Consider the following 13,555-nt stretch of genomic DNA (forward strand, 5'->3'; position numbering starts at 1 on the left):
CCTGTTGTTTTGTAAGATCAAACCAACATTTATACGATTTATTTCCGAACATAAATATTCACCTTCCCAAAACTTCTTCTCTATCTAATTCTTTACTTATTTAAAATAAATATTCCTCTTTGAAAAGCCTAATATACTTAAAATTTAAAATTTCATTTTTACACATCCAATAATAACCTTTTAAATATTAGTAGCCTGTAACATATTAGAAAAATGAATCACTTTATTTACCAAATCATCTACTCTCTTCATAACGGCTTCATCTCTACATATGCCATCTTTATCAAAGTCACTTCCGTCTAATACAACCTGATCAGCTAATACAAGAGCATATAAACCCCTTAAAAATATTCTCATTCCATTTAAACAATTTATGCCCCCTTTGCCACCACCAGCAGTAGCAATAAGTCCAATAGGTTTATCCATGAGTTGTTCATTTGTGATAAAATCAAAAGCATTTTTTAATGCCCCTGAAAATGAATTATGGTACTCTGGTGAAGCAAGAATTAATGCATCTGCTGCATTAATTCTCTCGATAAAGGTATGTGCCACCATTTTTTGTTTCATAGAGCCATCAAAAATAGGTAAAGGAGATTCTCTGAAGTCTATAAAATCCAATTCAATATCCTTATCAGCAAATCTACTTTGAATTTGCCTCATTAATTTTTTTGTTTGGGATTCTTCTCTTACACTTCCACATACTAAAGCTAAACGCATATATATTCTCCTTTCGTTATACAAGGTATAATTTATCTTGTAGTAATAACGCTTCTAGTTTTTCTGGACTATGAACAATGTATGTTGCCCCAGCGTCCGATAACTCTTCTTCAGATCCATATCCAAAGGTAACTCCTACAGAATCAACATTAACTTTTTTTGCACCTATAATATCGTGCATACGATCACCAATCATTACAACTTCTTGACTGTTTAGATTTTGTTGCTGCATGATAAAATCAATAATTTCTTTTTTCGCTGATCTAGTGCCATCCAAATTACTTCCGACAATAGATTCAAAATAATGATCCAGGTTAAAATTTTTAAGGATTTCGCTAGCAAAAACTGTTGGTTTAGATGTAGCAACATGTAATGTCATACCATGATCCCTTAAGTTTGATAAAACTTCTGGAATGCCAGAAATCACCTTATTTTCTAGCATCCCACTTTTACGAAACCGTTCTCTATACAATGTAACAGCCTTATTTGCATCTTCTTTTGAAAGTCCATAAAACTTGATGAAAGATTCATCTAATGGAGGTCCAATAAAAGGTGTTAATGTATCCAAATCATCCACATGGATATCAAAATGGCTTAAAGCGTATTGAACACATTTTGTAATTCCTTCCTTAGGATCTGTTAATGTGCCATCTAAATCGAATAATATATATTTATATGCTTTCAAATTATTTCACCTCAATGGATTTAATTTAATATATTAATTAATTTGTAAATTCTTATTAGTAATTTCTTGCATCTCTTTAGCAACTAAAGCTCCAACACGGGCATTATCTTTTACAAGTTCAATTGCCGCCTTTAAACTCTTTCCATCTGTTAACTCTTTTACTTTCTTCAACAAGAATGGCGTTACAGCTTTACCCACAATCCCCTGTTTTTTTGCATCTATCATTGCTTTATTTATGATGGATTCAATAAATTCCTCCTCTAAAGCGAATTCATGGGGCACAGGATTATTGATTAGAACACTACCCTTTAATTGTAATGTGTTCCACTTTGTATCTAAGATTTCAGCAGCTTCTTTAGCATCTTCAATTCTATAGTCAACCTTATAACCACTTTTCCTTGCGAAAAAGGCTGGAAAATCGCTCGTTTGATATCCAATAACTGGAACACCCTTTGTCTCTAAATACTCAATTGTAAGTCCTAAATCCAAAATAGATTTTGGACCAGATGTTACAACTGCGACACTTGTAGTAGCTAATTCTTCAAGATCTGCTGATATATCCATTGTAATTTGAGCTTCACGATGTACTCCACCAATACCACCGGTTACAAATACTTTAATACCAGCCAATTCTGCAAGAATCATAGAAGATGCCACTGTCGTTCCACCATTTTTCTTTTGAGAAACAATATAAGGTAAATCACGTCTACTTACTTTAATTACGTCTTCAGATTGAGCAAGAAATACAATTTCTTCATTAGTTAATCCAATCTTAATGCGTCCTTCAATAACTGCAACTGTCGCTGGTACTGCACCGTTATCACGAACAATTTTTTCAACAGCAGTTGCTGTTTCTACATTTTGTGGATACGGCATCCCATGAGAAATTAATGTAGATTCAAGTGCTACAACTGGCTTATTTTCCTTTAAAGCTTTTAATACCTCTGGCGAATAATCGAAATGTTTAGTTAAGTTCATTGTTAATCCTCCTAATTAATTTAGATAATTTTTTATTTTAATTTAGATAATTTTTTATTTTAATTCAGGCGATACATTTGCCATTAAATAAAAATTAATATCGTAAGGAACAGGACCTCCACAAGTTACAAATCTTTTAGCCTCCGGGCCTGTATATGGGTTACGTGTTCCATGGAAAATTTTTTCAGGAGAGTATAAAATGTCCCCTTCTCCAAAATCAATCCATTCACCATTTAAATGTACTTGTCCTTTTCCTTCAACTCCAATAAATAATTCCTCTGATATTGGATGAGTATGAACCCCGAAATTTTGTCCAGGTTGTTGAATTCCACAATGTAAACTTAGATGTGCACAACCTGTTCCAGGCCAAAATAAAAAATTCATATTTGCTGGGTCATTATTAACTTGTGTAGGATCAGTTCCTTTAAATCCTTTGAAGATAGTTTCATTATTAAATAAGTTATTTACTAATTTAGGATTATTTGAAGTTCTATTTCCTTTAGGCAATAGACTCTGCCAAATATAAAGACGAATCATCTCTCCCTTATTTGCCTGAACTGAGTAGCCTATTCCTGTAGGAGCGTATAGAGTAGTTGCTCTAGACACTTCTGTATTTTCTTCTCCCACTACTGCAGTTCCAGACCCTTGAAACACTACTACTACTACTTCATGATTAATTCCAATTTCACAGCAAGTCCAATCCCCTCCAGCCGGTATATCTACAATCATACCTGTGATGTTTTTAGAACCAAGCTCTGGACTAACTGGCTTAGCCATCTTACATCCACTAACATCTTCCCATTGAAAATCATTAACTTTAAAAACTTTACCTTCATTCAAATTCATAATCGTTTTCAAATCTAGCCCCTCCAAATTTTTCTTTTCTTGATTATTAGTATAGAGCCGTTCTAAATAGCAAAAAACTGTAAGCTATGTTTACACTTTATTTACCGGGGTAAAAGATATTGAATTTATCCATAAAATAATTAGAATTAATTTATATTGTAAAAGTATATAGAGGGGGATTACATTGAATAAAGAACTTCAAAACAACTATATAACGATGAAAGGATTTTACTTTTTTACCTTTCTAGGAACTGGAAGCTTGTTTCCTTTACTAGGATTATATTTAAGTACAGTAGAGCATCTTAATGGGTATCAGATTGGGACAATAATGTCATTGGGACCTATTATAATGATATTCTTTCAACCTATTTGGGGGCTAATGTGTGACTATACGCAAAAACCACGCATAATTCTTTCTACTACTGTATTACTTACAGGTATAAGTGGCTTAGGGTATCTAATCTTTAATGAATTTTCATTTTTTATCTTTGTTGCACTACTAATTGGAGTATTTCAAAGTGCAATTATTCCAATCTCTGATAGCATTTCTTTAAGTTATACAAGCAAAACAAATGGAAATTACGGTAATATTAGATTATTTGGTTCTCTAGGTTTCGGCGTCGCTGTTTTTATTATGGGAAGGTTGTCTGGTACTTTTATTGGTCCCACAGTAATTTTTTATGGATTTTTCATATCCTTATGTATTGCTTCATTTCTAGCCTATAGAATGCCGCAAGAAGTAACATCACAAAAACAAGATTTAATAGCTGGACTAAAACACCTAATACGTTATAAAGAATTTTTAATATTTTTATTAATTACGTTTATGATTTTCGCTCCTAATTTAGCTAATAATTCTTATTTCGGAATATTTGTTGAGCACACAGGTGGCACACTAGCTGGTATAGGAATTGCTTTCTTTTTAGCTGTTTCAGCTGAAATTCCTTTTATGAAAATTGCAAACCAATGGATTAATAAATTAGGAATCCTTAATATAGTTGTATTAGCTGGAACAGCCTCTATGATTAGATGGTTTCTATATAGCCTTGAACCTTCGCTCTGGATAGTTTATGCATCTACCATAATACAAGGTTTTTCCCTAGGGTTATTTATACCTGCAGGTTTACAGTACATCAGGAAAATTGCTCCAATTAATATGGGGACTACTGCAGTCACACTATATTCAGCTATAGGAAATGGGGTAGGTAATTGGTTCTATACATTTTTCGGGGGGGTTTTATATGAAAAATTCAGTATTTATGCCGTTTATTTCTTCTTTGGTGTAGTATCATTAGTAGGAATACTACTTACATTTGTACTAATTAAACTGGAAAAAAACATAAAAGAATACGAAATAAATTCCTCGATTGTTTAAATTTTATATATAATAAAATTCATTGAAGTCTAATAGAAAATTTTCACAACCTAAAATAAAAAGAGCGTTTTCAAACGCTCTTTTTTAGTTTCAATGTTATTAAATTATTTTACAAATTCATCAGTATTATAATCTTCTTTTATTACACAATTTCTAAGTTGAGATGGTGTAATGCTATCGCTATATAACCGAAAAATCCGATTAATAACTGTCCGATCAAGCCTTTCTCTTTTTCTACTAACAAATAAATAAGGAGAATTCTTTGCTTCCTTATATGCCCCTCGTTCTGCTAAATAATCCTCTAGGGCATAAATGACTTTATTATTTAATAATAACATTTTTTTCTTTTCACCTTTGTCATTAAAAATCATACATATCCTAGTTTTTAAATTTAAATCTTTTATCTTAATAGACAGGATTTGCGAAGTGTGAATACCTGTATAGGCTAACATCACCACGATTGCATAGTCGCGTTTATAGTTACATTTATTTTTATTTCCACATACATTTTTCATAAAATTAATTGCATCTATTTCTGTAATTTTAATTGGTACATTATAAGAATTTTTATCTTTTATCATATCTGTTCTAAAAACTACACGCTTTTCTTGTGAATTTTTTTGCATTAAAAATATGTTAAATGTAATAAGACTACTAATTCTACGATCAATAGTTGCAGAGCACAATGATGTATCATTTTTTAGATAGTGAATATACTCTACTATATTTTGACGCTCTAAATTTATAAAATCCCTATTATATAAGTTTTTGAACCATATTAGGTATTGCTTAATATCTAAAATATAGCACTTGATTGTAATTATATTTTTTCCCTTTTCCTTTAAATAAGTAGAAAACGATTCTAGTAAATTCAAGTTCTCACTCTTTTCTATCAGTTGAATTAATTATATAACTATATATGGTAGCCACTCATTCCTAAATTATTTTAGCATCCACCTTAAATGTTTTTAATCTTTATATTAAGATGAAAAGAATTTAGATTTTGATTTATTTGATTATATAACCTTCCAAGTTATATAGAGTTATTTTTTAATAATAAAAATGATATATTATGATTATTCTAATATAAATCAATTTTCATACATCTATATCTTTAAACTTGATGATCCAAAGTTTAAAATAATTTATTTTTTAGAATATCCTTTGAGCATTTCTTTCGAAAAACGACCTGGATATAAGGCATTTAACATTTTATATGGACTCCCATTCCAAAACCTTTTTAAAGGTGTCCATAATTTTTTGTTTATTAACCACCTTTGACTATACACACTTAATAACTGTTCTTCAGTTAGCTTCTCCTTCTCTTCAATAATCCATCTTAATGCCTCTAATGCACTATTTTCCTTCCAATAGCCAGCAGGTGTAACCTTCAATTCCCATTCTTTAAAAATCCCTGGATATAAGTCATTAATCATTTTATATGGACTGTTTCTCCAAATTAATTGACAAGCGGATACTAATTTATTAGCTTTCAACCAGGAGATACCATAACATTCCAATAATTTTTCACGTGTTAATCTCTCTTTTTTTTCAATAGTCCACGCTAAAGCTTCTAATGCTCTTTCTTTTGTCCAAAACTTATTAGGTGTCATAGAGAAATCCCATTCTTTAAATCTATTTGGGTACAAATCATTAATCATCGCATAAGGGCTACCGTTCCAATACATCACCAAAGGGGAACCAAGTTTATTTTTCTCCAACCATTTTTTGTTGTAAAATTCTAACAATTCCTCTTCTGATAACTTTTCCTTGTCTTCAATAATCCATTTTAAGACTTCTAATGCTTTTTCCTTATTCCAAAAATTTAACGAAGTCATACCAAAATCCCATTCTTTAAATCGATTTGGATACAAATCATCAATCATTTTGTATGGACTATTTTCATACTGGTGGTTGAGCAAACCACGTAACCTATAGTTTATAATTAAAGGTGTATTCCAATTTTGTTTGATTTCTTCTTCATCCCACTTTAAAATTATTTCAATTAAATATTTTGTTATCCGTCTGGCCATTTCCTTATCCACATCATTTTTCCATGTGTTAGCAGGGAACCTATTTTTTTCCCCATCTAGTATTTCTTGATAAATGCCTTCTATAGAAACCGCTTTCATTCATAATTTATTCCTTCCTACACTTAACAAAATCTATATATATATTTTCCTATTTACATTATTAATATACTATTAATAATGTAAATAGGAAAAGTCAAATATAGTAGTATAATATTATCATAAAAACCCATAAAATTACATCGATAACATTATTATTCGTTTTTAATTTATCTATTACAATTAGAAGTAATCATATTTAAATAATAAAAAACATAAATACCTTTTGTATCAAGAGATTTATGCTTTTTATTTTTCAGGAATACCCTTTGTAACAAATTTCATTATTTGTAGGGCATTAGTATAGGAAAAAGAACTTATACGAGCCATAGAGTCCTAATATCAGAATCCTAGTTTTTTTCTAACAGGGCTCGTACATATCTATTAGCTGATTCTTGAAAAACTTCATATGCATTCTCCTGAATTTTCCCATAGAATGCATCATACATACGACTAAAGGATAAACCCTTCATTACATAGGAAATATCTTTTACCACATTTGCTGGTAGCGGAATTAAATCGGAATAACTATACATAAAGCTTATCCCTTTTTTACCTGGGGACATTTGAATTATATCACTTGTGAATAGAACCCCTTTCTCGTTATTTCCACCTTTCCAATGCAAAACAGCCCCACCTTCAAACTTTCCTCCCAAACGATATAAAGTAATTCCGTTAGATAATTCTAAAAATTCACCCGACCAGAATATAATTCGTTCACTTTGTTGCGTCACCCATTTTTTATTATCTTCATGAATATAGATTAAAGCGTCGAAAGCTTTAGCCCACTCAATATATGTAGTATGAAAATGAGGATTAGAAAGAGCGATTGCTTGTATTCCTCCGAATTTATTAATTTCATCTATTGTTTTTTCATCCAAATATGTAACGCAATCCCATAAAATGTTAAATTTTTTATTTTGTATGTAATATGCGGTTTGCTTATCAGCAAAATGAGGGGTTGTCCTAATACTATATAGTCCCTCTTCAAGTGGTTGAATTTTATTAGTATAAATAGAATTTAGCATCTGGTGTATACGCTCCTATCATTTATTTTCACTAAATAATATAATGTAATTCCGAAAGGGTAAAATATTAACAAGATTATAATATCACAATGTAGAGAATTTTTGTACTTTTCAGTAAAGATGGCATTCTCTTTAATCTCCTAAATACATATACATCAAAAAAAGCTAGCTTGATACTAGCTTTTTGATAATTTATACTCGGTGCAGATAAAGTTTATTTTTATTAGACGTGTTAAGTCTATTTAATTATGGGACTAAATTCATTGTTTCAAAATCATGGAACGGGCTACCCATAACTTTTAGAAATTGTGGTAATTTAGTTGGCTGAAACTCTACTAAATTACCATCATATTTACCGAATTTACCATCATTAAAAACAATCTCTCCTCTACGTAAAGTCATAATAGGTTTTCCTTTTAAACATTCTCCTTCATATGCAGACCAATTACATAACGAATAGCTATCTTCGCTCTTTACAATCCACTCTTTATTAGGATCAACAATAACAAAATCTGCATCTAGTCCCTCTTCAATTCTACCCTTTTTATGATGAATTCTAAATAAATTAGCTGGTCCATCGGCTAAAACAGAGACAACTTTGCACATAATTTCATCAAAAGTTAATAAAGGGAAATTTTTAATTAGACCTGTAATTAAGACTGGTAACATTTCTTGTACACCCGGTAAACCTGGAGGAGCTTCTTTAAACTCTCTTGCTTTTTCAGATAAAGAGTGAGGAGCATGATCACTTCCAACCGAGGTCATTGACCCATTTCCAAGAGATTCCCATAATTTTTGTTGATCATTTTTCAATCTAATTGCAGGACTTAGTTTAGCCTTAGAACCTAAATTAACACTATCTATAGCATCAAACCATAATTGATGGGGTGTTGTCTCAAACGTAATTGCATAGCCCGCTCTCGCAGCTAATTCTATTAATTCAACTTCTTCTGCTGAAGAAACGTGAAGAACATGAACTTGCGTTCCATATTTGCGTATAAGTTCTAAAACCTTTCCTACGGCAATGATACCTGCAGACCTTGGTAAGTGCTGTTCATATTCCGTTAGATTATCTGGTGCCTTCTTAAATCTCCGGAACAAATTCAATACTTCTTCGTCTTCTGCATGTAGTGTTAAAATCATTTTCTTTTCTGCGGCGATTTTAAAGATTTCTTCCAAGTCTTCACGTACACTGATAACATTCTTAGCTGTATGATGACCTGTAAGAAATACCTTAATACTAGCTACCATATCTGGATTGATAGCATGTAATCGAAAAGACTTTCCAGGTTCTACTCCAAAGTGAAATCCATAGTCCACTAATGATTTCCCTCTAATTACACTATCTTTTTTTTCAATTAATTCAACAGAACTGAGATAAGGGTTTGTGTTTGGCATATCTAAAACTGTAGTAATACCTCCCGCTACAGCAGCCCTACTAGCAGACTCCCAAGTCTCTTTATGAGTCAACCCTGGAGTTCGAAAATGGACATGTGAATCAATTAAACCAGGAAGTACGTATTTGCCTTCTGCATTAATAACTCGTTCAGCCTCTATTTCATTTTGGGGTTCAGTTTCTATTTTGCATATTTTACCGTTTTTAACCCCAACACTTCCAGTAATCACTTTATCTTTAAATACTAATCGGCCATTTATAATTGATAAATCATATTTTACCATTACATAACCAACTCTCTTCCAATGATTTCTTTGGCCAAGTCGTTGACAGGTCCCATTAGAGCCACTGCTCTAGCATCTCTATAAAAACGCTCGACATTACTTCCTCGCATAAAACCTCCTCCCCCAACTAATTGCTGACAGTCCCTACAGACCTTTTCACTCACTTCTGAAGCAAAGATTTTACTTTGATAAGAGATAATTTTTTGGTTTTCATGTATTCCTTGAGCTGAAAACTCGACCAGTGCTCGAGCTGCTTCAATATGCATATTTAATTCTGAGAGTTTAAATTTCATAAGTTCCTTGTCCTGTAATCCTCTACTTTGAATATGTTTATAAGCAATCTTATATGCCGCTTGTGAGATACCGACAGATACAGCACCTAAAGATAAACCAGATTCCCGAATACCTGAAATAATTTTAGGAGCTCCTCCAAGAGGACCAATAATACTTTTAGAATCAACTATACACTTGTCTAGCTCAATAAAACCTGTTGATGAACCACGCATTCCTGATAAATTCAGTTTTGAATTTGCTTTAACTCCTGGTGTTGAAGTCTCAATTAAGAAAAATGATTGGCCTGTGTTTCCATAAATACCAGTATTATCTGTATTCCCAGTTTGAACTAATACTAGATACAGATCCGCAAGGCCAGCACCTGTGGTAAAAGTCTTGGCACCGCTAATATCCCAAGTATCATTTCCTAAATAACTTCCTACAGTAGAAAGTTTTTGTTTATTGGCTCCTGCTCCTTTTTCAGACCAAGCAGAAGCACCTATCCATTCACCACTAGCAAGTAGTGGTAAATACTCTTGCTTATGAAAATCTGTTCCCCATTCTAAAATTCTTGAAATAACTGACATATGTTGGAATGCAATAATAGCTATTGAAGGATCTACTGTTGCAACTTTTTGAAGAAATCTAGAAGCGAAAATAACATTTTCGCCCATTCCTCCAAATTCTTCTGGTACAAGACACCCTAGATACCCCGATTTGCGGATTGCGTCTAAAGCTATATCTTGAGTTTCCCCTAATTCATCAGCACGTGAGGCTTGTTCTTCAAGAGTAATTAGTAATTCATCTAATTTTTGATCTAAGCTAATATCTTTTGTGATTGTTTCCAATTTAATTCCTCCTTTTTCCCGCTTAAATTTGGTTCGACTAGTTCTACCTTTTTGTTTGATATACTGTTATATAAAAGATAATCATCCATCTCATTTCCAGTAGTAGCAGATGAAACAGCTGTAGTTCCGCCTGAAGTTTGAATTTTAAGATTATTATTCATAAAACATTGACTAGCAATATCATAAGCTACGGTACCTTTCATAGAAGCGGACACACCCAGACATGCAACTCCCGTTAAAGCCATTGTAGGATGCCATTTTGGTACGGAGATCGCTCTCACAGATACAGTATCAGGTCTAAATCTTCCCAGCACTGCAATTTTAGGGAATACACTTTCTGGATCCCATCCTAATAAATTTGAAGCGGCATAACGAATTTCTTGCAATTTTGTAAAAACATCATTCCCCGCATTAAATAATTGTTCTTCTGATTCTATTCCTAATTCTAAACAGCTTACAAAAACATATGGATTTCCCGCAGATACAATCGAACATTCAAAATTCCCTAAAGGTGTTTTAACTATATTTTTAGTTTGTCCTGTGGGTAGTAATGTACCTAATTTAGTTCCAGGTTTTTCAATAAAATGTGCAGTACATCCAATCGCTGTTCGGCTTATTTGATCAATCTCACATACGAGACTGTCCCCAACATTTTTTATATTTACTCTTACTCTTAATCCAGGGCTTACGGTTGGAATCCATCCCCATTTTATCGCGACATTTATTGCAGCAAGAATTGAGTGACCGCAACTACCTGCATAGTCAAACCTGCAAGGGTTTCCTGGTATTAATTGAAAAAAGAGGTAATCGATGTCGTACATCGGATGATTTGATGGCTTAATTACTGCATATTTTGTAATTTGAGATTCATTATTTACGGATAAATCATCCTTAATTTTATGCAATTCAGGAATAATGTCCAAAGGTTGTTCTCCTAGACCTGCTCCATCAATAACAACAGTTGGTGATACACTCCCCTCTGCTTTCGCGATGTAAGTTAGCATACTTCTACTACCTCTTTCACCAAAGTGTCCTCCGGACTAATCGAAACATTAAATTGTTCCATCCAAAGTTGGAAAATCATTAGAGACCAAAGAGCCAATGCTGTTTTCCCATTTGGCTTTGTTGCCTGAATGGACAGTAATTTTTCTACCATCTCTGGTTTAAAAATGTTTTGTTTTCTAATAGTATTAGAATTTAATGTATTTTTCACAAAATCAAACAACGGTAATCCTTGTCTCATCATAGCGTCAATTGGTAGCGTAAACGGCTGTTTTTTTCGATGTAAAACTGAATCTGGAAGTTTCCCTTCAGCAGATTTATATAAAACTCTTTTAACTTTTTCATCTTTAATTCTTAGTTCATTTGTTAGTTGTTGAGCGAATTTGACAATGCGTGGTTGACAGAATGGAACTCTGACTTCAACAGAGTGTGCCATGCTCAAATGATCAACACGTCTTAGATGGTATGATGGCAAGCGGTAATTACGTTCAAAATCTAAGATTGTGTCAAGTCGATTACCACCATCCTGGCGTAATTTATCTTCAATAATTTCTGATGTTTTACCATTCTCTAAAAGATATGTTTTGTAATCATCACTATATAATTCCCAACGTAATTCTTCCTCTATAGCACTTAGCGATTCTACATAAGGCTTAATCCAATCACCAGCTCTGTTCATAGCCTCCACATAACGTTCATATCCACCAAACATTTCATCAGCGCCATCACCAGAAATAGCTACTTTGAATCCAGCTTGATTTACAGCTTCAAATAATGAATAGCTACTAAGAGTAATAGGATCGGCATTCGGTTGTCCTAAATGTTTTACTACATCAGGCAATAAATCTTGAAAATGCTTAGGGTCAATTTTCACTTCATGATGATGAGTTTTACAATGATTTGCAACATCCCTTGCGTAAACTTTTTCATCAAACGGCCATTCTCCAGTATACGAAATATTGAATGAATGAATATCACTCTTACATTGACTTGCTAATGAAGTGACAAAACTAGAATCTAGACCTCCACTATTAATCGTAGAAACTGGTACATCTGCATTTAATAACGCGCTGACTTCACTAGACAACTGTTTCTCTAATAAATTGCTTGCAGTTGAAAGATCGCTTGTTGGATTGTTTGATCTAAGATGTGTCTCATATCGACTGAGCCTTGGTGATTCATTAAGTTCTAGTTGTAAAATTGATGACGATGGCATAACATACACATCTTTAAACATTGTATGTTCACCAAAAATAGCTTTAGTTGTTAAATAAGAGTCTACTCCCGCTAGCCATAAATTCCTTGGAACTGCATTAAACCCTAATAATGATGGTAGCTCCGAAGAGAAGAATAGCGTTTTACTCTCTGGATTCCAATAGTAGTATAGAGACTTAATACCTGTAGGATCAGTAACAAGTGTTAAGCGAGTGGCATTTTTAGTATCAATAACTGCAATCGCGAACATCCCATCTAAATATCGTGCAAAATCTGGACCGTATTCATTATATAATGCAGGGATAATTGAACCATCACATCTATCTTCAAATTGATAACCGCGCTCCTGAAGCATTTCTCGTAGTTCATCGTGATTATAAATTTCCCCATTAAATACAACCTGAATATCTTCCCCTAAAGAGTAAGGTTGTTTTCCTCCTGCAAGGTCAACAATTGAAAGTCGATTATTACCAATAGCCCAATTTTCTTTAATGATAAATGATTGGCTATCTGGTCCTCCTTTAATTTGTAAATCAGATACCTTACTCATAGTAATAGAGTCTACTTTTTCATTTCCAAAAAAACCAAAAATTCTACACATACCCGTTATTCTCCCCTTATTGTTTAATATGCCTTCAAAAATACAATGCAAACGAATAAATTACTTCGTATTGTGATTTGCTCGGCTTTGATAATTTTATTCTAAATGCTTATACAAAAAGAAAATACTGTAAGAACGGTTAAGAAATTTATTATCCCCGGTAAATACGTGAAAAACA

12 protein-coding genes are annotated in these 13,555 nt (G+C 32.7%); 1 reads left to right on the top strand and 11 read right to left on the bottom strand.

The features are described 5' to 3' along the window. Positions 1 to 180 precede the first annotated feature (180 nt). Genes JFT89_RS13405 through JFT89_RS13420 form a run of 4 tightly spaced genes read right to left on the bottom strand, consistent with a single transcriptional unit; the run spans position 181 to position 3,238 of the window. A complete protein-coding gene (locus JFT89_RS13405) occupies positions 181 to 717 on the bottom strand; it encodes an NADPH-dependent FMN reductase (RefSeq protein WP_201040170.1) in 537 nt (178 codons plus the stop codon). A gap of 16 nt (positions 718 to 733) precedes the next feature. Beyond that, positions 734 to 1,402 (bottom strand): HAD family hydrolase, encoded by a 669-nt coding sequence (locus JFT89_RS13410; RefSeq protein WP_201040171.1) that lies wholly within the window; start codon positions 1,400 to 1,402, stop codon positions 734 to 736. A gap of 33 nt (positions 1,403 to 1,435) precedes the next feature. Then, positions 1,436 to 2,380: a pseudouridine-5'-phosphate glycosidase gene (locus tag JFT89_RS13415; protein ID WP_201040172.1), complete on the bottom strand. Its 945-nt coding sequence runs from the start codon at positions 2,378 to 2,380 to the stop codon at positions 1,436 to 1,438. 54 nt (positions 2,381 to 2,434) lie between these two features. Next, positions 2,435 to 3,238 carry a cupin domain-containing protein gene (locus JFT89_RS13420; protein ID WP_201040173.1) on the bottom strand — a complete coding sequence of 268 codons (804 nt, stop codon included), beginning with the start codon at positions 3,236 to 3,238 and terminating at the stop codon, positions 2,435 to 2,437. A 172-nt stretch (positions 3,239 to 3,410) separates the two neighbouring features. Between JFT89_RS13420 and JFT89_RS13425 the strand changes: the two genes are divergently transcribed. Further along, a complete protein-coding gene (locus JFT89_RS13425; protein ID WP_201040174.1) occupies positions 3,411 to 4,601 on the top strand; it encodes an MFS transporter in 1,191 nt (396 codons plus the stop codon). A 104-nt stretch (positions 4,602 to 4,705) separates the two neighbouring features. Here the strand turns inward: JFT89_RS13425 and JFT89_RS13430 are convergent, their stop codons facing one another. From JFT89_RS13430 to asnB, 7 genes are all read right to left on the bottom strand, one after another. Beyond that, entirely contained in the window at positions 4,706 to 5,476 is a 771-nt protein-coding gene (locus JFT89_RS13430; RefSeq protein ID WP_201040175.1) for a tyrosine-type recombinase/integrase, read from the bottom strand. 270 nt (positions 5,477 to 5,746) lie between these two features. After that, positions 5,747 to 6,733 carry a DUF4046 domain-containing protein gene (locus tag JFT89_RS13435; protein WP_201040176.1) on the bottom strand — a complete coding sequence of 329 codons (987 nt, stop codon included), beginning with the start codon at positions 6,731 to 6,733 and terminating at the stop codon, positions 5,747 to 5,749. Between the two features lie 347 nt (positions 6,734 to 7,080). Then, entirely contained in the window at positions 7,081 to 7,758 is a 678-nt protein-coding gene (locus JFT89_RS13440; RefSeq protein WP_201040177.1) for an MBL fold metallo-hydrolase, read from the bottom strand. Between the two features lie 246 nt (positions 7,759 to 8,004). Further along, the gene (locus JFT89_RS13445) at positions 8,005 to 9,438 is read right to left on the bottom strand and encodes a dihydroorotase (RefSeq protein ID WP_201040178.1); all 1,434 of its coding nucleotides are present in this window, start codon (positions 9,436 to 9,438) and stop codon (positions 8,005 to 8,007) included. Further along, complete coding sequence (locus JFT89_RS13450; protein ID WP_201040179.1) at positions 9,438 to 10,559, bottom strand: acyl-CoA dehydrogenase family protein; 1,122 nt, start codon at positions 10,557 to 10,559, stop codon at positions 9,438 to 9,440. Before JFT89_RS13450 ends, JFT89_RS13445 begins: the two co-directional genes overlap by 1 nt. Beyond that, positions 10,529 to 11,563 (bottom strand): PrpF domain-containing protein, encoded by a 1,035-nt coding sequence (locus JFT89_RS13455; protein ID WP_201040180.1) that lies wholly within the window; start codon positions 11,561 to 11,563, stop codon positions 10,529 to 10,531. The genes JFT89_RS13450 and JFT89_RS13455 overlap by 31 nt, the downstream gene beginning before the upstream one ends. Beyond that, positions 11,557 to 13,377 carry an asparagine synthase (glutamine-hydrolyzing) gene (gene asnB, locus JFT89_RS13460; RefSeq protein ID WP_201040181.1) on the bottom strand — a complete coding sequence of 607 codons (1,821 nt, stop codon included), beginning with the start codon at positions 13,375 to 13,377 and terminating at the stop codon, positions 11,557 to 11,559. The genes JFT89_RS13455 and asnB overlap by 7 nt, the downstream gene beginning before the upstream one ends. Positions 13,378 to 13,555 lie beyond the last annotated feature (178 nt).

The sequence above is a fragment of the Bacillus sp. TH25 genome, assembly GCF_016650935.1.
Lineage (GTDB): Bacteria > Bacillota > Bacilli > Bacillales > Bacillaceae_G > Bacillus_A > Bacillus_A mycoides.

What these genes read in the sequence shown, in the direction of transcription:
- JFT89_RS13445 (WP_201040178.1), bottom strand. Translation starts at nt 9,438, where the DNA reads ATGGTAAAATATGATTTATCAATTATAAATGGCCGATTAGTATTTAAA.
- JFT89_RS13415 (WP_201040172.1), bottom strand. Translation starts at nt 2,380, where the DNA reads ATGAACTTAACTAAACATTTCGATTATTCGCCAGAGGTATTAAAAGCT.
- JFT89_RS13455 (WP_201040180.1), bottom strand. Translation starts at nt 11,563, where the DNA reads ATGCTAACTTACATCGCGAAAGCAGAGGGGAGTGTATCACCAACTGTT.
- JFT89_RS13440 (WP_201040177.1), bottom strand. Translation starts at nt 7,758, where the DNA reads ATGCTAAATTCTATTTATACTAATAAAATTCAACCACTTGAAGAGGGA.
- JFT89_RS13435 (WP_201040176.1), bottom strand. Translation starts at nt 6,733, where the DNA reads ATGAAAGCGGTTTCTATAGAAGGCATTTATCAAGAAATACTAGATGGG.
- JFT89_RS13405 (WP_201040170.1), bottom strand. Translation starts at nt 717, where the DNA reads ATGCGTTTAGCTTTAGTATGTGGAAGTGTAAGAGAAGAATCCCAAACA.
- asnB (WP_201040181.1), bottom strand. Translation starts at nt 13,377, where the DNA reads ATGTGTAGAATTTTTGGTTTTTTTGGAAATGAAAAAGTAGACTCTATT.